This window comes from Halocynthiibacter sp., from assembly GCF_049608145.1.
Taxonomy (GTDB): domain Bacteria; phylum Pseudomonadota; class Alphaproteobacteria; order Rhodobacterales; family Rhodobacteraceae; genus Halocynthiibacter.
The window spans coordinates 1-18,203 of the sequence record NZ_JBMYXF010000055.1 but is presented as its reverse complement, the minus strand read 5'-3'; the positions used below and the strand labels follow the sequence as shown (position 1 = coordinate 18,203).

Below are 18,203 nucleotides of genomic sequence, written 5' to 3'. Positions count from 1 at the left end.
ACCCGCCCCGCAGGGAACCCATCCCCTAACGACGGGCGCGGCATGGATCTGTTGGCAAACCGGTGTTCCTGATTGTCCTGCGTCACAAGAACAACACCAAACCCCGACGCCCCGGACAAAGCGCTGAGCGCCTCAAGCCCGGCTGAAAACGCAGGATCAATATCCCCGTCGCATATGAATGGAAGCTCCGACACGCGTATGCCCTCTGATAATGAATAAATACCAAACAGCAAAAAACAGGGAATCAGCCCCGGTTAACAAAACAATAACAAAACTAAAACTATGAAAATCTGGTGGCAAAATGTCCCATTTATGACTTTTCAATAACAGAAATAAGGCGAAACCGCGGCGCAGTTGTGCGTGAAATACGCCACACACCAATAGGTTGGGGCCCGCCAGAGGCAGACCCTTTAAAATAAGTTAATTTAGCGGGAAGACACCTATGCGCAAGCTTGTGCGCTGTCACCTGCGAAGCTCATCTGTCGCATATGCTGAGGCGTACTTTTGTATTCTTTATTAAACCAGCGCGTCAGATTACAACGTGATCCAAAGCCGGTTGCAACAGCAATTTCCGGCAACGACAGGCTTGTATGTTGCAGCAATTGCTGGGCCCGCTCTAGGCGCAATGCGCGATAGGCCGGCAGTGGGGACGTGCCCGCTTTTTCCTGAAAACGCCGTTCCAGTTGACGTGTAGACACGCCAGACATCTGGGCGATTTCCTTAATCTTCAAAGGGTCTTCTATGTGTTCCTGCATGACCTTCAAAGCACCCACAATCAATGGGTCGTCACAGGCGCTTTGACGCAGCTGCATGAAAGCACGGGACGAATTTTCACGGTTCTGGGACAGGCCCAGGTATTCACCGATCGCATCCGCCAGGAAGTGACCGTGATCTTGCTGAATAATCTCAATCAACAGGGGCAGGGCAGCGAAGGCACTGATGGCGCTGTGAATCCGGCCAGATTTGGCTGTCGCCGCACCTTCGGTCTGTTCCTCTAGGTTTTCTTCCATGGCAGCCGCGCGGAAATTGGGGTGAATGGCAACCTTATGGCCCCCATTCATCGCCCCGTCAGACAGCAGAAAAATGGCGCTGCCGATCAAGATGCTGCGTTGCGAAAGGCGCAGAGTTTGCACAAGACGACTGCGTTGGGCGGTGTTCAGCTTCCAACGTTGATGCAAATCCCCCAAAAGGATCACGGTACGGCGCTGCCAGTAACGCGGATCATTTTCAATCGGCGAAGACAGGCTATGCACTGAAACACGGTAAGGCGTCGAGGCTATTAGGTCATTGGCTGTCTGAAACACTTCAGCCACCATATGCGCCGCGGAATAAGGAACCGCTTCGGGCAAAATGACAGTGATTTCCTGATGTTGCGATTGTCCCAGGGTCGGGGCAAAAGATTGCATCGCGGCTGTTTGGGCTGGCTCGGAAATTGTCATATTATGTCCTCTCAGATATCCACATCGGGGAAAACGGAACAGAATGTGCCGCCCACATGGGGCGACACCGGGAACGGTATTACGCGCGGACGATCGTGACCGAGCAATGTGCGTTGCGCACAACACGGGCAAGGTTCGGACCGATTTCGTAGTTCGGGAAGTCACCTTTGGCAGAGGCCATAACGATCAGATCGAAACCTTCTTTATGAGCCAGCTTCAGGATCTCGCGGTAAACGCTGCCTTCTTCAACATGAATGGCCACGCCTTCGGCACCATTGCTGTCCAAGATGCTGCGCAGAACGCCCGTGACATGATCTTTCGCACCAGCGCCATAGTTGGCAGGCAGGTTTGGCAGTTGAACGATTTCAGGAATGACCGAAACCACCTCAAGCGTTGCGCCGTAGAATTTCGCCTGCTCCAGTGCAACAGGCAGGGATTTCTTCCAGGATTGATCATCAGTGTGTTCAATCGGAAGCAGGATTTTAGTCGCCATCTGTCATCTCCTAGGATGTGAGTTCAGATAAGGAATTCAGAAAATCCGGGGGCAGGTAGACCCGCCCCCGGGATATTACTTATTCAGCTGGTGTGCCGTTTTCTGTTGCACCATTTGATGCAAAGAATTCGCGTGTCAGCTTGAAAACAACCGGGCTGAGCAGCGCCAGAGCGATCAGGTTCGGGATCGCCATCATTGCGTTCAGCGTGTCTGCCAGCAGCCATACGAAGCCAAGATCAGCTGTCGCACCAAAGTAGATCGCGATGATCCACAGGACACGGTAAGGCATCAGAGCTTTTGCACCGAAGAAGTAGCCTACACATTTTTCACCATAGAAGGACCAGCCCAGGATGGTTGTGAATGCGAAGATGGACAGTGCAATAGCGATCAGGTAGCCGCCGATGCCTGGCAAAGTTGTTTCAAACGCCAGAGACGTCAGAGCTGCACCAGAAATTGCGCTGTAGCCTTCAGTTTCACCATTGGCAACGAAATCAGCAATAGATGCGTCCAGCGCGCCGGAAGCGATGATCGCCAGACCGGTGATGGAACATACGATGATTGTGTCAATGAATGTGCCCAGCATCGCGATCAGACCCTGGTTTACAGGACCAGCAGTAGACGCAGCAGCGTGTGCGATAGGTGCGGAACCCAGACCAGCTTCGTTGGAGAATACACCACGTGCAACACCAAAACGAATTGCCAGCCATACAGCAGCACCAGCAGCGCCACCTTTAGCAGCCCATGGTGTGAACGCGTAGGTAAAGACCTGACCCAGAGCAGAACCAATTGCGCCGATGTTCAGAAGCAGAACGATCAGACCAGCAGCGATATAAGCAACAGCCATGAAAGGAACCAGTTTACCAGCAACCGCACCAATACGTGTGATACCACCAAGGATAACACCCGCAGTCAGAACCATCAGGATCACGCCTGTGATTTTAGGGTCGATAGAGAAGCTTGTGTCCAGAACTTGTGCAACACCGTTTGCCTGTACGCCGTTACCAATGCCGAAAGCAGCAATCGCGCCGAACAGAGCAAAGGCAAAACCAAGCCAGTGCCACTGGGAACCAAGACCGTTTTTGATGTAGTACATCGGGCCACCAACATAGTTGCCCAGCTCGTCTTTTTCACGGTATTTCACCGCAAGAACAGCTTCGGCATATTTGGTTGCCATACCCACAAGGGCTGTCATCCACATCCAGAACAGAGCACCAGGCCCGCCCAGGAACAGCGCAGTCGCAACACCAGCGATGTTACCTGTACCGATGGTTGCGGACAAAGATGTCATCAGCGCGTTGAATGGGCTGATTTGGCCTTCGCCGCCATCTTTACGGCCTGCAAACAACAGTTTGAAACCTGTGCCAAGCTTTGCGATTGGCATAAATTTCAGACCAACCTGGAGGAAAAAACCCACCCCCAGGATCACGGCGAGCATTGGTGCCCCCCATACGATACCGTTAATGGTACCTACAAAATTTGATAACGCTTCCATGGTTTTCCTCCCGTTGCGTTTCTATTTATCTGCCGCCAGTTTGGCCTCACGGGCCTGTTTAAGGGCGGCAAAATCTTCATCTGCATGGAACGAGGACCGCGTCAAAGGGGTCGCTGAAACCCCTAAAAAGCCCTTGGCACGTGCGGCCTGTTCCAGTTTTTCAAAATCCTCAGGTGTCCAGAAACGATCCACTCTGTGGTGTTTTGCGGTAGGTTGCAGATACTGCCCGACCGTCAGGAAATCGACATTGGCGGCGCGCAGATCATCCATGACCTGACGCACTTCCTCTGGCGTTTCCCCAAGACCGACCATCAGGCCGGATTTCGTAAATATCGAAGGATTAGCGCGCTTGGCGTCATCCAGAAGACGCAGCGACTGATAGTAACGCGCACCGGGCCGTACCGTCGGATACAGACGCGGCACAGTTTCAAGGTTGTGGTTGAACACGTCCGGGGCCGCTTCAAAGACAATATCGCCCGCATCGCCCTTGCCCAGAAAATCAGGCGTTAGAACCTCAATCGAGGTCTCAGGACAATTGTGACGCACAGCGCGAATGGTCTGGGCAATGTGATCTGCACCACCATCGTCAAGATCATCACGATCCACAGATGTGATCACCACATGGCGCAGGTTTAGTTTTTGCACAGCTTTCGCCACGCGCCCAGGTTCAAACGCATCCAGCGCATCCGGTTTACCGGTGGCGACGTTGCAGAAAGAACAACCGCGCGTACAGGTTTCGCCCATGATCATCATTGTTGCGTGCTGTTTCGACCAGCATTCGCCAATGTTGGGACAGGCGGCTTCTTCGCACACAGTCGTCAGATCATGTTCCCGCATCAGGCGACGGGTTTCATAATATTCCTGCGATTCAATCTTTTTGCGGCGAATCCACTTTGGCTTGCGGGAAATCGCATTGTCAGGCCGATGGGCCTTTTCAGGGTGTCGCTGGCGAAGGACTGGCGCGTTCATAGACGAAAACCCTTATGCGTGGATCGCGCGGCCAAGCGCATCAAGACAGGCTTCTTTCACCGCTTCCGCCATGGACGGATGCGCGTGACAGGTGGCCGCAATTTCAGAAACAGTGGCGCCTTTGGCCATCGCAAGAACAAGTTCCGCGATCAGGTCACCGCCATGTGCGCCACAGATATGTGCGCCCAAAAGCGTACCATCTGGGCGGGCAAGAACCTTCACCGCACCATCGGTTTCTCCGGAAGAGCGCGCACGAGAATTCGCCATGAAAGCAAACTTACCGCTGATGTAATCAACGCCAGCCTCTTTCAACTGCTCTTCGGTTTGACCGACAGACGCAATTTCAGGATCGGTGTAAACAACGCCAGGCACCATGCCGTAATCCACATGCGCAGCCAGACCTGTCAGCATTTCGACACAAGCAACGCCGTCTTCTTCGGCTTTATGCGCCAGCATCGGGCCAGGAACACAGTCGCCGATGGCGTAGATACCAGAAACGGACGTCTGGAAGCTGCCATCAACCTCAATAAAGCCGCGCTGATTAACCGCGACGCCAAGCGCATCAAGGCCAAGACCATTGGTGACAGGACGACGACCAATCGCCACCAGCACTTTGTCCGCCTCAAGGGTTTCGATTTTGTCTTTGCCAACGCGTTCCATGGTCAGGGTTTGACCGGCGTCTGTTGCGTCAACGGATTTCACCGCGCGTCCCAGCTGGAACTTCAGCCCACGTTTCGCCAAAGCGCGCTGTGCAAGCTTTGCGATCTCGCCATCGATCCCAGGCAGGATGCGGTCAAGATATTCAACCACGGTGACTTTCGCGCCAAGACGGGCCCAAACCTGACCCAGCTCAAGACCGATCACACCTGCACCGATCACCACCAGATGCTCGGGCACCTCAGGCAGTTCAAGCGCGCCCGTGCTCGACACAACATTCACTTCGTCAATCTCAACGCCTGGCAGCGGCGTCGGTTCAGAACCGGTCGCGATCAGGATATTCTTTGTGGTCAATTCACAGGCGTTGTCACCGGATACGGATACTTTGCCCGCTTCTGGAATAGACGCCCAACCTTCGATCAGATCAACATTGTTCTTTTTAAACAGAAACCCGATGCCTTTGGTCAGATCCCCTACGATCTTATCCTTGCGCGCAAGCATGCCAGAAACATCAATGCTGGCCCCTTCGACGGATACCCCGTGGGAGGAGAGATGGGACAGTTCGGCATATTTCGCCGAAGAGGTCAGCAAAGCTTTGGATGGGATGCAACCCACATTCAGGCAGGTACCACCAAGGGCGCCACGTCCTTCAACACAGGCCGTTTTCAGCCCAAGCTGGGCCGCGCGGATCGCTGCAACATAGCCACCAGGGCCGCCACCAATCACGACCAGATCATAATCAGACATTGTTGCCCCACTCCTTGCATTTGATTGCGCTTGGCCCGGTTTCCCGTTAGAAACCTTCATTTCCCCTTAAGGGTCATTTGTTTCCTATAGTGGAATTTTTTATTATAGCAACACTTTTTCTCTGTTTCAGAAATCACATTTTAGAGGGGAAAGCCGTGTTTATAGTCTTGTGGAAACCTTGTTTTTCTTGTTTTCCGGCTTAGATTCCATCCCATACGTCATTGATAAGGGCAGATATTGTGACCAATTTTGAAACGGAAGATATTCGCGCCGCCGTCGCCGCTGACATTCTCACCGAGAAACAGGCTGCAAGCCTTATATCACTTGCACAAACAAGAAACGGTCAACGGGAAGCTATGGCCGCAGAAGATGAACCGTTTGAATTCTTTAAGGGATTTTCTGAGATTTTCGTCACCGTTGGCCTTGGGTTGCTGCTGGCCGGGATGCTGGCATTTAGCGGTGTGATCGGCGGCGGTGTGGCGATGCCCATTGTCGGACTGATCTTCTGTTGGGTGTTTTCCATCTATATTATCCGCAAACGCCGCATGACCCTGCCTGGTATGTTCCTGGCCATGGGTGTGGCTTTGTTTACTGCTGCAACCTTGTTTGCATTCACCGATGATCCGTCCTTCATTGCTCTGTCCATTACCGGTATGATCATGATGGCATTCTATTTCCGAATTTTCCGCCTTCCGTTTTCAATGTTCATCCTTGGCGCATATGCCTTTCTGGGCATTTTCGCACTGATCAGCGGTTATGAATCCCCTAATGATGTGGCTTTGTTTGGCGATGGCCCGTCTTTTGATCTGCAATCCGGGTCCGCCTTTGCCTGGGCATCTCTAATTGCGGGTGTCTTGGCCTTTATGGGGGGCATGTATTTTGATCTGCGCGATCCAAACCGGATTTCACGCCTGTCAGCCACTGGGTTCTGGCTGCATCTGCTGGCCGCGCCCGCTATCGTGAACACAGTTGCCTTCTCTCTGCTCAGTGCCGATGGTAATGTCGCCTATCTGTATACGGCCATTGCACTGTTCTTCATCACCCTTCTGGCGCTGATCATTGATCGTCGATCTTTCCTGACCGCTGGCATTGGTTACCTTGCTGCGATCCTGATCTGGGCCCTTGGCAACAGCTTCAACGAAGGGGCAGGCATCGTCATGACCCTGATCATTCTTGGCGCATTTATCACCGCTCTGGGCGTGTTCTGGGTTCAGATCCGCGCGCGTTTGATGCATATATTACCCAACTTCCCCGGCAAGCACCGCCTGCCACCTTATAAGATGACCATTGTGGAGTCCGAATGACCGACCTTACCCCGCGTGAAATCGTTTCCGAACTTGACCGTTTTATCATCGGTCAGAATGACGCCAAACGTGCCGTTGCTGTGGCTTTGCGCAATCGCTGGCGTCGCAAACAACTGCCTGATGATCTGCGCGAAGAAGTTTATCCCAAAAACATTCTGATGATCGGACCAACAGGTGTGGGGAAAACGGAAATCTCGCGCCGTCTGGCAAAGTTGGCCCGCGCACCGTTTCTAAAAGTCGAAGCCACAAAATTCACCGAAGTTGGCTATGTGGGCCGTGACGTGGAACAAATCATCCGTGATCTTGCCGATGCCGCCATCGGTCAGACCCGCGAACTGATGCGTGAGGAAGTCAAAGCAAAGGCCCATGCCGCCGCTGAAGATCGTGTTCTGCGCGCCATCGCCGGTGAAGATGCCCGCGAAGCCACACTAGAAATGTTCCGCAAAAAGCTAAGCGCAGGCGAACTGGATGACACAGTGATCGAACTGGATGTCGCTGACACATCAAATCCAATGCCAATGTTCGAAGTCCCAGGTCAACCGGGCACCAATATGGGCATGATGAACATTGGTGATCTGTTTGGCAAAGCTATGGGGGGTCGGACGTCTCGTAAGAAAATGACCGTGTCTGAAAGCTATGACATTCTGATCGGTGAAGAAGCCGACAAAATGCTGGATGATGAAACCGTCACCCGCACGGCCTTGGAATCTGTTGAACAAAACGGCATCGTGTTCCTGGACGAAATCGACAAGGTCGCCGTACGGCAGGAAACCCGCGGTGGTGATGTGTCCCGGGAAGGGGTTCAGCGTGATCTTCTTCCTTTGATCGAAGGCACCACCGTTTCCACAAAACACGGTCCGGTCAAAACCGACCACATCCTGTTTATCGCATCCGGTGCATTTCACATCGCAAAACCATCTGATCTGTTGCCAGAACTGCAGGGGCGTCTGCCCATTCGCGTCGAACTGCGTGCCCTCACCGAAGAAGACTTCGTGCGCATCCTGACGGAAACGGACAACGCGCTGACACGTCAATACACCGCCCTGATGGGCACCGAAGACCTGACTGTCACCTTCACCGACGACGGTATTGCAGCCCTTGCCAAAATTGCCGCTGACGTAAACCAAAGCGTGGAAAACATTGGCGCGCGCCGTCTTTATACAGTGATTGAACGTGTGTTCGAAGATCTTGGTTTCTCTGCCCCGGATCGTGCAGGCGAAGAAATCACAGTTGATGCAGCTTTCGTCGAAGAAAATCTGGGCGAATTGGTGAAAACGTCTGATCTGTCACGCTACGTGCTTTAATTCACGAAACCTTATGCTACCCTGTGGAAAATCATTTTGCAGGGTAGCATGCGCCTTTTTCTGATCTTTTCACTGCTGTTTATCACGGCCTGTGCCCCACCTGTGTCACAGATCACCCAGCTGCCTGATGCAGCCGCCCCGGATGACATCCCGGTCTTTTTTGCCACCAGCCGTGCCCCGGATCTTGTGTTGCGCTACGGGGCCGATCGCAGCGAGATAACGGGATATGGCCGATACAATATATCTGTACCACCTGCCCATGAAAGCGGCCAGATCGAATGGCCAAGACGCACACCCGATGCGTTAAAACACTTCGTTGCCACAGGTGAAAACCTCTATGACGGATCCCAAGAGTTTCGCCGGGAACTTGCCTCAGAACTGCGCAAGCGTCCCCGTGGCAACCGGCGTGCAACCATCTATGTACATGGGTTTCTAAACAGTTTCGCTGATGGAATTTACCGTATGGCGCAATTGTCCCATGATTTTGAAAACCCTGATATTGCAGTGCATTATTCCTGGCCCAGTGCCGCGCACCCATTGGGATATTTGCATGACCGGGATTCTATGCTGTTCGCAAGGCGTGGTCTGGAAGAGTTGATCCATGATGTCAAAGCCGCTGGTGCCCAGGAAATTCTGCTGGTCGGACATTCCATGGGTGGCCTTTTATCAATGGAAGTCATACGCACCATGGCCCTGCGAGACAGTGATCAGATGCTACGCATGATTGACGGTGTGGTGCTGATTTCCGCAGATATTGATGTCGATGTGTTTCGCAATCAACTGCATGACATTGGTGAACTGCCTGATCCCCTGGTGTTGATCACATCTGACCGTGATCCTGCGCTGCGTCTGTCAGCCTGGGTCACAGGATTAAAGCAACGCGTGGGCACGTTGGGTGGCGCTGAAGATGTCTCTGACTTTGACATTCTTGTCATCAATACCGGTGATTACACCACCCGTGGCGGCCATTTTAATGTCGGAAACTCAGCTGATCTGATTGAAACGATGCAGCGTATGCAGGGCGTGGTTGCAAGCCTGTCTGATGAAACCCAAAACAGGGCGGGTGTTGGGGCAGGGGCCGTTCTGGTGGTGCAAAATGCGGCGCAGATCCTGTTGCCACCGGTCGCGCAATGATCATGCCTCAGAAATTATCATATTCCGAATTTTCACCGCTTTTTCAAAATGATCCAACTTATGCGTCTTAATCCACCAGGTGGCGACTTCCATCAACTGTTCAGGATCATCATTCTTATTTGCGAAAAATGCATAAAATGACACCCCAACCCCATCGCCTTTTTGTGCGATCTTTCGATCACAGACATCGATGATTTTCTGCTGCATTTTTGCACGCATTTGCTGTCCTCAACTACCGGCGGCGACGCAGATAAACATACCAAGCCCCACCCCCGCCGTGTTTTTTATGGGCTTCTACAACCTGCAACACTGCCCCGCGCAAGGCACCACCATGCAACCACTGTGGCACCTGATGACGCAAAACACCGACGCGTTCCGGGATTGGCCCGCCAGCATCGCGATCTTTACCTTTGCCCGTAATAACAAGGACCAGCCGCAGCCCATCGGCATGGGCGTCTAGAATAAAGCGGTTCAGCATTGGATGCGCCATGTTCAGCGTCATACCATGCAGATCAAGGCGCGCTTCGGGCACAAGTTTACCCCGTTTAAGACGGGTGAAATTCTTTTTATCCATCTGCAAAGGCTGCCCGGCAACTTGTTCGCTGATAGACGGGGAAACCACGTGCCCTGCGGCCTTTCTGCTGGCCCGTTCACCCAATTTGAAAGGTGAAATCGGATCACGTGGACGGGCAGGTTCGCGTATCTTTTTAAGTGGATCAGGCGTCAGATTTTCTATCGGCTTATCAGAAGCTGCAGATTTCTTCAGCGGATTTGTGGTATCAGCAACCTTGTTCCACAATGCTTCTTCCTCGGGGCGTAACCTACGCCCACCATGTTTGCGGCTCATAGGTCGCCCTCCGGAACCTTTTGAAACGCAAGAGTTATTGGCAACAACACAACCATTCTTCCACTGTCACGGACCCGGCCCGCAGCACGCCCGGCCAGATCACCAGAACCATAAAAGATGTCAGCGCGCTGCGCCCCTTTTATCGCAGACCCCGTGTCCTGCGCCACCATCAGGCGGCGCAAAGGATCATTTCCATTTTTCTCGATCCAGACCGGCGCGCCCATAGGCGTGTATCTGCGATCTACTGCCAAGGTGCGCATCGTTGTCACAGATCGGTTCATCGCCCCCAACGGCCCTTTATGCGACGGCACATGACGCAATTCCCGGAAATACACAAAAGAACCGTTATGGCGCAACAGTTCAGCCCCATCCACAGGGTTGCGACGCACCCAGTTGGCTATGACTCCAGCAGAAACCTGATGGCGGTTATAGATCCCACGGCGGATCAATTCCTGCCCAACGGATCTGTATTCATGACCATTTGCCCCGGCATACCCCACACGCAGGACGCTCCCATCGGTCAGCCGAACACGACCAGAACCTTGAATTTGCAGAAAAAACAACTCAACAGAATCATCCACCCAGCAGATTTCTAGGCCACGCCCGCGCAAGGCGCCTGTTTCTTCAATCTGACGACGTGACATGCGGCGCAAACCTGCATCACCCGGCAGGCTATAAACAGGGAAACGGAACCGGCCGGTGCGTGTGCGGGATCCCGAAAGTTCTGGTTCAAAATACCCTGTGAACAACATCGGGGCACCGTCTTCGATCAGAACGGGGCGGAAAAACATTTCAAAGAATGTCTGTGCGGCGGCCTGATCCATCGGACGTGATTTCGCTAGCGCGCAAATCGCCTTCCATTCCGGATCATTCAGATCGCCACAGGTTTCCAGAAAGGCAGAAAAAGCTTCTGCATGATTGTCATCCTGCCAGCCGTCAAGCTGGTCAAACTGCAGTAAACTATAGGTTTCTTCCGCCTTCACAGACATCACAAGGCCCACCTGAATAAGTGCCGCAAACAGGACATATCGTATTCCCCGGGGTATCACGGCATTCATCCAATTACTGCGCAGACCAGCTTATTCGCCAGTCGCGATAAGCTTCCAGTTCGGGTTATCCGCACCCATTTCACGGGCAAATGTCCAAGTATCACGCTGGCGCTTTACCGCGGTTTTATCACCTTCAATGATATCACCGCCACGATCGCGTACCACAGATGTCAGTTCACCGATGATACGTACGGAAATTTCGCCTTCGCGGGTGGTACTGTTAAATTCAGCGCCGGCAATAGAAATTTCACGAATCCCGATGAATTCAGCTTCGATTGTCAAACCTTTGAATTCACGATCAGTCACCACTTCGGCAAAGGTTTCGTACACATCATTCGCCAAAAACGGCTTGATCGCGCCAAGATCACCACGTTCAAACCCCATCAGGATCATTTCATAGGCACCGCGTGCGCCACCAATAAATTCAGTCACCGAAAAGGATGGCTCTGCGGTTTTCATCGCGGCCAGAACACCTGCTTCGGCGCTGCCTTCTTCAACGTGATCGATAATATCGCGATCAGGGCCGCCTTCGATCACTTCAAAATTCCGCCGGGTGTCATCAGAGGCATTACGGCGTGGCACAGGTGGCTTTTCAAATCCTTCTCTGGTTCCCAATACAGAACGGAGTTTCAGGAAAAGAAAAATAGCAACGCCGGCAAGAACCAGAAGCTGAAGTGAAGATGAATCGTTCATGAATACCCTCAAAAGGATGGAAACATTTGTTGTTGATACATATGTAGGTGGTGGGTGGGCGCAAGTCCACCGAAGCTGACGAAAGGATTGCCCATATGTGGCTGTTTGTTGCGTTTCTTGCGGTTCCGCTGATTGAAATCGCTTTATTTATCCAGGTTGGGGGGGCGATTGGCCTGTTCCCGACCCTTGCTGTCGTTGTGATCACCGCGGTTATGGGCACATGGCTTGTCCGATCACAGGGCGCGCAGGCCATGGGGCAATTGCGCGGGTCATTCAATGAAATGCGTGACCCAACAGAACCACTGGCCCATGGGGCGATGATCCTGTTTGCCGGTGCGCTGCTTCTGACCCCTGGGTTTTTCACCGATGCCGCCGGTTTTCTTCTGCTTTTTCCACCATTTCGCGTGATGGCGCTGAAATACCTGCGATCTCGTGTGAAAATGCAAAGCTTCACCATGGGCGCCCAGCCCGGCGCGCAACCACGATATAATCCCACCGCTGCAGATGATGTAGTGGATGGCGAATATTCCGAGGTTCCCGAAGATGCCCCCCGCATTCAGACGCCTTCTGACAAACCGTCAGGCTGGACACAACATTAGCAACGGTTGTTCCCGGGCTGATCGCCTGTTAAGACTTCTGCAAATTTTATCACCGGAGAGAGCCAAATGGCCGAAAACGAACAAGCCGCTGCTGCACCCGAACAACCTGTTGTTCCACGTATGCAGATTGCTGCACAATTTATTCGCGATATGTCTTTTGAAAACATCGTGGCCCAGAAAGGCATTCAGGGCGACGTGCAACCAGACATTCAGGTTCAGGTAAATCTGGACGCGAAAAAGCGTGAAGCTGAAAACACTTACGAAGTGATCAGCAAATTTTCCATCCATTCAAAAAACAAGACTGACGGCAGTTCTTTGTTCATGATGGAACTGGAATACGGCGGCGTTTTCGTTGTTGAAAACGTACCAGAAGAACAGATGCACCCATATCTTCTGATTGAATGCCCACGCATGCTGTTCCCATTCGTGCGTCGCATCGTATCAGACGTCACACGTGATGGCGGATTCCCACCGCTGAACCTCGAAAACATCGACTTTGTCAGCCTGTATCGTCAGGAACTGGCCCGTCGTGCCCAGGAAGAGAAAAAAGGTCAGACCGTTTCTTAAGGTCTCTTAAGAAAACCGGTTCCAGACCGCTTCATCGCCCATGCCGGATACAAATTCGGCGTGGGCTTTTTTTTCGTCTTCCGTCAGACGTGGGGCCAGGGGATTTGTTCGTTTTCCGGGCCGCCAAGTCGCCCCGCCATCTGATCCACCTGATGTACTGGACTGATTGGTGGACAGGCCAAAATCAGGTTGTTTACCCCCGATCAGTTCCAGGTACACTTCCGCAAGAATTTCTGAATCCAACAACGCGCCATGCAGCGTCCGATTGCTGTTATCAATGACATAGCGACGGCACAACGCATCCAGGGTCGCGGGCGATCCTGGAAATTTTTTCCGTGCAATTGCAAGGGTATCCAAAGATTGCGACATCGGCAGTTCACGCATACCCAGCCAGCGCAGTTCCGCATTTAAGAACTTCATATCAAAGCTGGCGTTATGGATAACCATCACATCATCACGTATAAAATCTAGAAAACCCTGCGCCACATCTTTAAATAATGGCTTATCTTTCAGGGTGACCTGACCTGGTTCAGGTTTGCGCGGCGGCACCATAATATCCGGACCAATCCCATGCACGCCAAACGCCCCTTCGGGCATATCGCGTTCAGGGTTGATATACACGTGATAGGTTTCGCCGGTGGGCATGTGGTTCCACAGTTCAACCGCACCGATTTCAACAATACGATCGCCGCTTTCCGGATCAAAACCCGTGGTTTCCGTATCCAACACCAGTTCACGCATCAAACTTCCCTTCCGCGATATCAGACAGCACTTGTTTCACAGCTGCCCGGGCGCTGTCCAGATCTGTCGTCTCAATCACATAATCCGCACGCGCCCGTTTTTCGGCATCCGGTAACTGTTTGCTTAGGATCAGTTCAAACTGATCCGGTGTCATGGTTCCGCGTTCCAACACACGTGTGCGCTGCACATCCGCAGGGGCAGACACGACAACAATCACATCCACGATTTTGTCGGTTCCCATTTCAAACAGCAGCGGAATATCAAGCACGGCAATAGGCGCAGTTGTCGTCTGAATAAAGGTTTGACGGTCGTCATGCAAAAGGGGATGCACGATGGCTTCAATCTGTTTCAGCGCAGATTTATCCACAGCAATCCAGTCTTTTAGATGACTACGATTAACCTTATTGTTTTCAATGGCCTGCGGATAAATATCCCAAAGTTGTGCAACGGCTTTTCCACCGACATCATACAGCCTGTGAACGGCTGCATCCGCATCCCAAACAGGCACGTTTTCATCTGAAAACATCGCAGCCGTCGTGGATTTCCCCATGCCGATAGAGCCGGTCAAACCGATAAGAACAGGTTTCATGCGGATAGCACAGCCTGACGCAGATCTTCGTCTACTTCGGGACGTTGCCCAAACCAGCGCTCAAATCCAGGGGCTGCCTGATACAATAACATGCCAAGCCCATCGACCGTAACACAGCCATTTTCGCGTGCAGATTTCAAAAGTTCCGTTTCAAGTGGCGCGTATACGATATCTGTCACAACAGTTTCAGATCGCAATCCTTCTAAAGATACATTCAAAGGCCCATTTCCCTGCATCCCCAAGGATGTGGTGTTCACCACTGTTGCGGCCTCTGCGATCATTGTGTTGGCGTGAACCCAATCGAAAACAGAAATTCGGGCACCGAATTCAGCTTTTAAGGCCTCAGATCGTGCTTTTGTACGATTTGCCAGCAAGATACGTTCGACACCAGCATCTAAAAGCGCGGCCAGAACAGCACGCGCAGCGCCGCCTGCGCCAAGAACCGCAGCAGGGCCCGCTTTTGCATCCCAACCCGGCGCACCTTGTTTCAGGTTTTCAATAAATCCGTAACCATCTGTATTATCAGCAATAATACGACCATCATCAGAGAACGTCAGCGTGTTGGCCGCACCAATCAGGGCCGCGCGATCTGTCACACTATCCGCAATATTCAAAACAGTTTCTTTATGTGGGATCGTGACATTCACCCCAACAAAGCCCAAACCCGGCATCGCACGAAGACTGCTTTCCAAGTTTTCATGTGAAATGTTCATAGGGATATAGTGGCCCTTAATCCCGTAACGTTTTAACCAATGGCCATGTAATACAGGGGATTTACTGTGCTCAATCGGCGATCCGATCACCCCCGCCAGTGGAATTCTGTCTTCACTCATCCCTCGATATCCCCTCTCAAGGTCAGCCAGTTCGAAAGTTCCAACAAAGGAAGCCCCAGAACATTAAAATAGTCACCATCAATGCGCGAAAATAATCGCACACCTTCTTCTTCCAGTTTGTAACTGCCCACCGCAAAACGAACAGAGCTAAAGTTACGCTCTATATAACTGTGCAGATATTCGTCGGAAAACGCGCGCATGGTTAAGCGAACCTGGCCGATATGACGCCAAAGCGGTTCACCATCCTTATATACAACTGCAGCAGACAATAACATATGTGTTCCACCGCGCAGTTTCTTCAGTTGATCCACCGCATCTTCGGAAGAATTCGGTTTATTCAAAAGTTCACCTTTAAAATCCAGAACCTGATCACACCCAAGAACAAGGGTTCCTGGATTTTTCAGACTGATTTTACGTGCTTTTGCTTCTGCTAGGGCATCCGCTATATCGCGCGGAGGCAGATTTTCCGCCAACATTGCTTGTTTGATCGCATCTTCGTCCACACGGGCGGGCGCGACATCAACTGGAATGCCTGCATTTTCCAAAAGCGTACGGCGAATTTCCGATCCGGAGGCTAACAACATGTTCATGACCCTGTGGAAAACTCCTGTAGTTAACAGAGCGTAAATTTATGGATAAATGGGCTTTGCTCCGAACCTGTGTAAATCCACATAGGTTCAGGTGCAATGCCAACAGTTTCTCCCGTGTGGGTAAGGAAAACTTTTGCCTGTATAAAACTTAAATCCCCCCAGAGTTATTAACCGGTACTATAATCCCATACTTAAATAATCCATTGTAACTAATAGAATATTTCACCTCTTGATCTGCTTTCGCACAAAACTGTCCACAGATTCGAAACATGAGGATAACCTGGTGGGCGAAAAACTTATCCACGGATTCAGGCATCCCTACAAAAACATCTTCTTTTCTTTAATATAAATATATTATTAGTAAGGAGAGAGACGCGCAGATCTTACTCAGAGCAGGTCAATTCTATGACAGACTTCCTTTACGATTGGTTCATCTGGATCAAAGTTGGTCATATTTTTTCAATCATCGCATGGATGGCAGGTATCTTTTATCTTCCACGCTTGTTTGTTTATCACGCCGAAGCCGTAAAACAGGGCAGTGACACAGATGAATTGTTTCAAACCATGGAACGTCGTCTTCTTCGTGCCATTATGAACCCTGCTATGACAGGGGCATGGATTTTTGGTCTGCTTATGGTTTTCACACCTGGCATCATTGATTGGTCGGCGATCTGGCCTTGGACCAAAGCTGGGGCAGTTCTGGCTATGACCTGGTATCATCACTGGCTTGGCTATCGTCGCAAAGACTTTATGCGGGGTGAAAACAAACTGACTGGGCGACAGTACCGGATGATGAATGAAGTTCCGACAGTGTTTCTTTTGATCATCCTTGTATCCGTTATCGCGCGTCCGTTTTGATTTTCTGATCTAAGATTTGACTCAGAAGATGAAATCATACTAAGAACGTCGCGACCCGTCGTCCGACGGTGTATTTCCATACCCATGATTCCATGTGACCGTTCTGCGGCACCCTATGAGACGTCTTCTTCCTATGTCTGACACCGATATCACTGCTGATACCGCGCCTACTGGCACACTTTCTCTGGCTGAACTGAAAGCGACCGCGCCGAAAGATCTGCTTCCCCTCGCGGAAGAGCTGGAAATCGAAAACGCCTCTACCATGCGCAAAGGTGATATGATGTTCGCCATCTTGCGTGAACGTGCGGAAGAGGGCTGGGAAATCTCTGGTGATGGGGTTCTTGAGGTTCTGCAGGATGGCTTTGGCTATCTGCGTTCCCCTGAGGCAAACTATCTTGCTGGTCCGGATGATATTTACGTTTCCCCAGACATGATCCGTAAGTTTTCCCTGCGCACAGGCGATACCATCGAAGGCGTGATCAAAGCCCCTCGCGAGGGTGAAAACTATTTTGGCCTGACCGCAGTGACAACGATCAACTTTGGTGATCCCGCGAAAGCGAAACACAAAGTTGCGTTTGAGAACCTGACACCGCTGTACCCAGATGAACGTCTGAAGATGGAAATCGAAGATCCGACCATCAAAGATAAATCTGCGCGTATTATCGATCTGGTTTCCCCGATTGGTAAAGGCCAACGTTGTTTGATTGTTGCGCCGCCGCGCACCGGTAAAACCGTTTTGCTGCAAAACATCGCGCATAGCATCGAAGCAAACCACCCGGAATGCTATCTGATCGTGCTTTTGATCGATGAACGTCCGGAAGAAGTTACCGACATGCAGCGTTCCGTGAAGGGCGAAGTTGTATCTTCCACCTTTGATGAACCCGCAACACGTCACGTTGCCGTGTCAGAAATGGTGATCGAGAAAGCAAAACGTCTTGTGGAACATAAACGCGACGTTGTGATCCTGCTGGATTCCATCACACGCCTTGGTCGCGCGTTTAACACTGTTGTACCGTCCTCAGGTAAAGTTCTGACCGGTGGTGTTGATGCGAACGCACTGCAACGCCCAAAACGTTTCTTTGGTGCCGCGCGTAACATCGAAGAAGGCGGTTCTTTGACCATCATTTCAACCGCGCTGATCGATACCGGTTCGCGCATGGACGAAGTGATCTTCGAAGAATTCAAAGGCACCGGTAACTCAGAAATCGTTCTGGATCGTAAAGTGGCTGATAAACGCGTTTATCCTGCCATCGACATCCTGAAATCCGGCACCCGGAAAGAAGATCTGCTGGTGAATG

The 18,203-nt window shown here is 51.7% G+C and carries 21 protein-coding genes; 7 read left to right on the top strand and 14 right to left on the bottom strand.

Annotated features, from left to right (window positions below; translation table 11 throughout):
- The 6 genes from ACPGUT_RS13690 to lpdA all read right to left on the bottom strand — a co-directional run.
- Positions 1–194 (bottom strand): hypothetical protein (locus ACPGUT_RS13690; protein ID WP_423992321.1); only part of this gene is annotated, 194 nt, incomplete at its 3' end.
- Positions 195–440: 246 nt separating this feature from the next.
- Entirely contained in the window at positions 441–1,439 is a 999-nt protein-coding gene (locus ACPGUT_RS13685; RefSeq protein ID WP_423992319.1) for a GlxA family transcriptional regulator, read from the bottom strand.
- A gap of 79 nt (positions 1,440–1,518) precedes the next feature.
- On the bottom strand, positions 1,519–1,932 hold the full coding sequence (locus ACPGUT_RS13680) for a universal stress protein (protein WP_423992317.1): 414 nt from the start codon (positions 1,930–1,932) through the stop codon (positions 1,519–1,521).
- Positions 1,933–2,011: 79 nt separating this feature from the next.
- Positions 2,012–3,424 carry an alanine/glycine:cation symporter family protein gene (locus ACPGUT_RS13675; protein ID WP_423992315.1) on the bottom strand — a complete coding sequence of 471 codons (1,413 nt, stop codon included), beginning with the start codon at positions 3,422–3,424 and terminating at the stop codon, positions 2,012–2,014.
- Positions 3,425–3,445: 21 nt separating this feature from the next.
- Entirely contained in the window at positions 3,446–4,393 is a 948-nt protein-coding gene (lipA, locus tag ACPGUT_RS13670; protein ID WP_423992313.1) for a lipoyl synthase, read from the bottom strand.
- Positions 4,394–4,405: 12 nt separating this feature from the next.
- Positions 4,406–5,797, bottom strand: coding sequence for a dihydrolipoyl dehydrogenase (gene lpdA / locus ACPGUT_RS13665; RefSeq protein WP_423992311.1), 1,392 nt, complete (start codon positions 5,795–5,797; stop codon positions 4,406–4,408).
- A gap of 239 nt (positions 5,798–6,036) precedes the next feature.
- Here lpdA and ACPGUT_RS13660 point away from each other — a divergent pair, with 239 nt between their 5' ends.
- Genes ACPGUT_RS13660 through ACPGUT_RS13650 form a run of 3 tightly spaced genes read left to right on the top strand, consistent with a single transcriptional unit; the run spans position 6,037 to position 9,539 of the window.
- Positions 6,037–7,101 carry a hypothetical protein gene (locus ACPGUT_RS13660; RefSeq protein WP_423992309.1) on the top strand — a complete coding sequence of 355 codons (1,065 nt, stop codon included), beginning with the start codon at positions 6,037–6,039 and terminating at the stop codon, positions 7,099–7,101.
- Positions 7,098–8,405, top strand: a complete 1,308-nt coding sequence (gene hslU / locus ACPGUT_RS13655) for an ATP-dependent protease ATPase subunit HslU (protein WP_423992307.1) — start codon at positions 7,098–7,100, stop codon at positions 8,403–8,405. The genes ACPGUT_RS13660 and hslU overlap by 4 nt, the downstream gene beginning before the upstream one ends.
- A gap of 48 nt (positions 8,406–8,453) precedes the next feature.
- The gene (locus ACPGUT_RS13650; protein WP_423992305.1) at positions 8,454–9,539 is read left to right on the top strand and encodes an alpha/beta hydrolase; all 1,086 of its coding nucleotides are present in this window, start codon (positions 8,454–8,456) and stop codon (positions 9,537–9,539) included.
- Here ACPGUT_RS13650 and ACPGUT_RS13645 read toward each other — a convergent pair whose 3' ends face one another.
- From ACPGUT_RS13645 to ACPGUT_RS13630, 4 genes are read right to left on the bottom strand one after another with little or no spacing between them, the layout of a single operon-like run.
- The gene (locus ACPGUT_RS13645) at positions 9,540–9,758 is read right to left on the bottom strand and encodes a DUF6500 family protein (RefSeq protein ID WP_423992303.1); all 219 of its coding nucleotides are present in this window, start codon (positions 9,756–9,758) and stop codon (positions 9,540–9,542) included. It abuts the gene before it with no gap.
- A 13-nt stretch (positions 9,759–9,771) separates the two neighbouring features.
- Positions 9,772–10,386 (bottom strand): Smr/MutS family protein, encoded by a 615-nt coding sequence (locus ACPGUT_RS13640; protein ID WP_423992301.1) that lies wholly within the window; start codon positions 10,384–10,386, stop codon positions 9,772–9,774.
- Complete coding sequence (locus tag ACPGUT_RS13635; protein WP_423992299.1) at positions 10,383–11,444, bottom strand: murein transglycosylase A; 1,062 nt, start codon at positions 11,442–11,444, stop codon at positions 10,383–10,385. The genes ACPGUT_RS13640 and ACPGUT_RS13635 overlap by 4 nt, the downstream gene beginning before the upstream one ends.
- Positions 11,445–11,465: 21 nt before the next feature.
- The gene (locus ACPGUT_RS13630) at positions 11,466–12,128 is read right to left on the bottom strand and encodes a Tim44/TimA family putative adaptor protein (RefSeq protein ID WP_423992297.1); all 663 of its coding nucleotides are present in this window, start codon (positions 12,126–12,128) and stop codon (positions 11,466–11,468) included.
- A gap of 95 nt (positions 12,129–12,223) precedes the next feature.
- On the opposite strand from ACPGUT_RS13630, the gene ACPGUT_RS13625 reads away from it, so the two are divergent.
- A complete protein-coding gene (locus tag ACPGUT_RS13625; RefSeq protein WP_423992295.1) occupies positions 12,224–12,727 on the top strand; it encodes an FxsA family protein in 504 nt (167 codons plus the stop codon).
- Positions 12,728–12,793: 66 nt separating this feature from the next.
- Positions 12,794–13,294: a protein-export chaperone SecB gene (secB, locus tag ACPGUT_RS13620; RefSeq protein WP_423992293.1), complete on the top strand. Its 501-nt coding sequence runs from the start codon at positions 12,794–12,796 to the stop codon at positions 13,292–13,294.
- Between the two features lie 6 nt (positions 13,295–13,300).
- On the opposite strand, the gene dnaQ is transcribed toward secB, so the two are convergent.
- Genes dnaQ through ACPGUT_RS13600 form a run of 4 tightly spaced genes read right to left on the bottom strand, consistent with a single transcriptional unit; the run spans position 13,301 to position 16,047 of the window.
- A complete protein-coding gene (gene dnaQ, locus ACPGUT_RS13615; protein WP_423992291.1) occupies positions 13,301–14,035 on the bottom strand; it encodes a DNA polymerase III subunit epsilon in 735 nt (244 codons plus the stop codon).
- Complete coding sequence (gene coaE, locus ACPGUT_RS13610; protein WP_423992289.1) at positions 14,028–14,624, bottom strand: dephospho-CoA kinase; 597 nt, start codon at positions 14,622–14,624, stop codon at positions 14,028–14,030. The genes dnaQ and coaE overlap by 8 nt, the downstream gene beginning before the upstream one ends.
- Positions 14,621–15,457, bottom strand: coding sequence for a shikimate dehydrogenase (locus ACPGUT_RS13605; protein ID WP_423992287.1), 837 nt, complete (start codon positions 15,455–15,457; stop codon positions 14,621–14,623). The genes coaE and ACPGUT_RS13605 overlap by 4 nt, the downstream gene beginning before the upstream one ends.
- Entirely contained in the window at positions 15,454–16,047 is a 594-nt protein-coding gene (locus ACPGUT_RS13600) for a Maf family protein (RefSeq protein ID WP_423992285.1), read from the bottom strand. The genes ACPGUT_RS13605 and ACPGUT_RS13600 overlap by 4 nt, the downstream gene beginning before the upstream one ends.
- A gap of 405 nt (positions 16,048–16,452) precedes the next feature.
- Here ACPGUT_RS13600 and hemJ point away from each other — a divergent pair, with 405 nt between their 5' ends.
- Together hemJ and rho are read left to right on the top strand one after the other, a co-directional pair.
- Entirely contained in the window at positions 16,453–16,905 is a 453-nt protein-coding gene (gene hemJ / locus ACPGUT_RS13595) for a protoporphyrinogen oxidase HemJ (protein WP_423992283.1), read from the top strand.
- 133 nt (positions 16,906–17,038) lie between these two features.
- Positions 17,039–18,203 (top strand): transcription termination factor Rho (rho, locus tag ACPGUT_RS13590; RefSeq protein ID WP_423992281.1); only part of this gene is annotated, 1,165 nt, incomplete at its 3' end.

Bases quoted from the DNA above. Each gene is read 5' to 3' on its own strand.
- ACPGUT_RS13685 (WP_423992319.1), bottom strand. From the start codon at position 1,439: ATGACAATTTCCGAGCCAGCCCAAACAGCCGCGATGCAATCTTTTGCC.
- ACPGUT_RS13680 (WP_423992317.1), bottom strand. From the start codon at position 1,932: ATGGCGACTAAAATCCTGCTTCCGATTGAACACACTGATGATCAATCC.
- ACPGUT_RS13675 (WP_423992315.1), bottom strand. From the start codon at position 3,424: ATGGAAGCGTTATCAAATTTTGTAGGTACCATTAACGGTATCGTATGG.
- lipA (WP_423992313.1), bottom strand. From the start codon at position 4,393: ATGAACGCGCCAGTCCTTCGCCAGCGACACCCTGAAAAGGCCCATCGG.
- lpdA (WP_423992311.1), bottom strand. From the start codon at position 5,797: ATGTCTGATTATGATCTGGTCGTGATTGGTGGCGGCCCTGGTGGCTAT.
- hslU (WP_423992307.1), top strand. From the start codon at position 7,098: ATGACCGACCTTACCCCGCGTGAAATCGTTTCCGAACTTGACCGTTTT.
- ACPGUT_RS13650 (WP_423992305.1), top strand. From the start codon at position 8,454: ATGCGCCTTTTTCTGATCTTTTCACTGCTGTTTATCACGGCCTGTGCC.
- ACPGUT_RS13645 (WP_423992303.1), bottom strand. From the start codon at position 9,758: ATGCGTGCAAAAATGCAGCAGAAAATCATCGATGTCTGTGATCGAAAG.
- ACPGUT_RS13640 (WP_423992301.1), bottom strand. From the start codon at position 10,386: ATGAGCCGCAAACATGGTGGGCGTAGGTTACGCCCCGAGGAAGAAGCA.
- ACPGUT_RS13635 (WP_423992299.1), bottom strand. From the start codon at position 11,444: ATGAATGCCGTGATACCCCGGGGAATACGATATGTCCTGTTTGCGGCA.
- ACPGUT_RS13630 (WP_423992297.1), bottom strand. From the start codon at position 12,128: ATGAACGATTCATCTTCACTTCAGCTTCTGGTTCTTGCCGGCGTTGCT.
- ACPGUT_RS13625 (WP_423992295.1), top strand. From the start codon at position 12,224: ATGTGGCTGTTTGTTGCGTTTCTTGCGGTTCCGCTGATTGAAATCGCT.
- secB (WP_423992293.1), top strand. From the start codon at position 12,794: ATGGCCGAAAACGAACAAGCCGCTGCTGCACCCGAACAACCTGTTGTT.
- dnaQ (WP_423992291.1), bottom strand. From the start codon at position 14,035: ATGCGTGAACTGGTGTTGGATACGGAAACCACGGGTTTTGATCCGGAA.
- coaE (WP_423992289.1), bottom strand. From the start codon at position 14,624: ATGAAACCTGTTCTTATCGGTTTGACCGGCTCTATCGGCATGGGGAAA.
- ACPGUT_RS13605 (WP_423992287.1), bottom strand. From the start codon at position 15,457: ATGAGTGAAGACAGAATTCCACTGGCGGGGGTGATCGGATCGCCGATT.
- ACPGUT_RS13600 (WP_423992285.1), bottom strand. From the start codon at position 16,047: ATGAACATGTTGTTAGCCTCCGGATCGGAAATTCGCCGTACGCTTTTG.
- hemJ (WP_423992283.1), top strand. From the start codon at position 16,453: ATGACAGACTTCCTTTACGATTGGTTCATCTGGATCAAAGTTGGTCAT.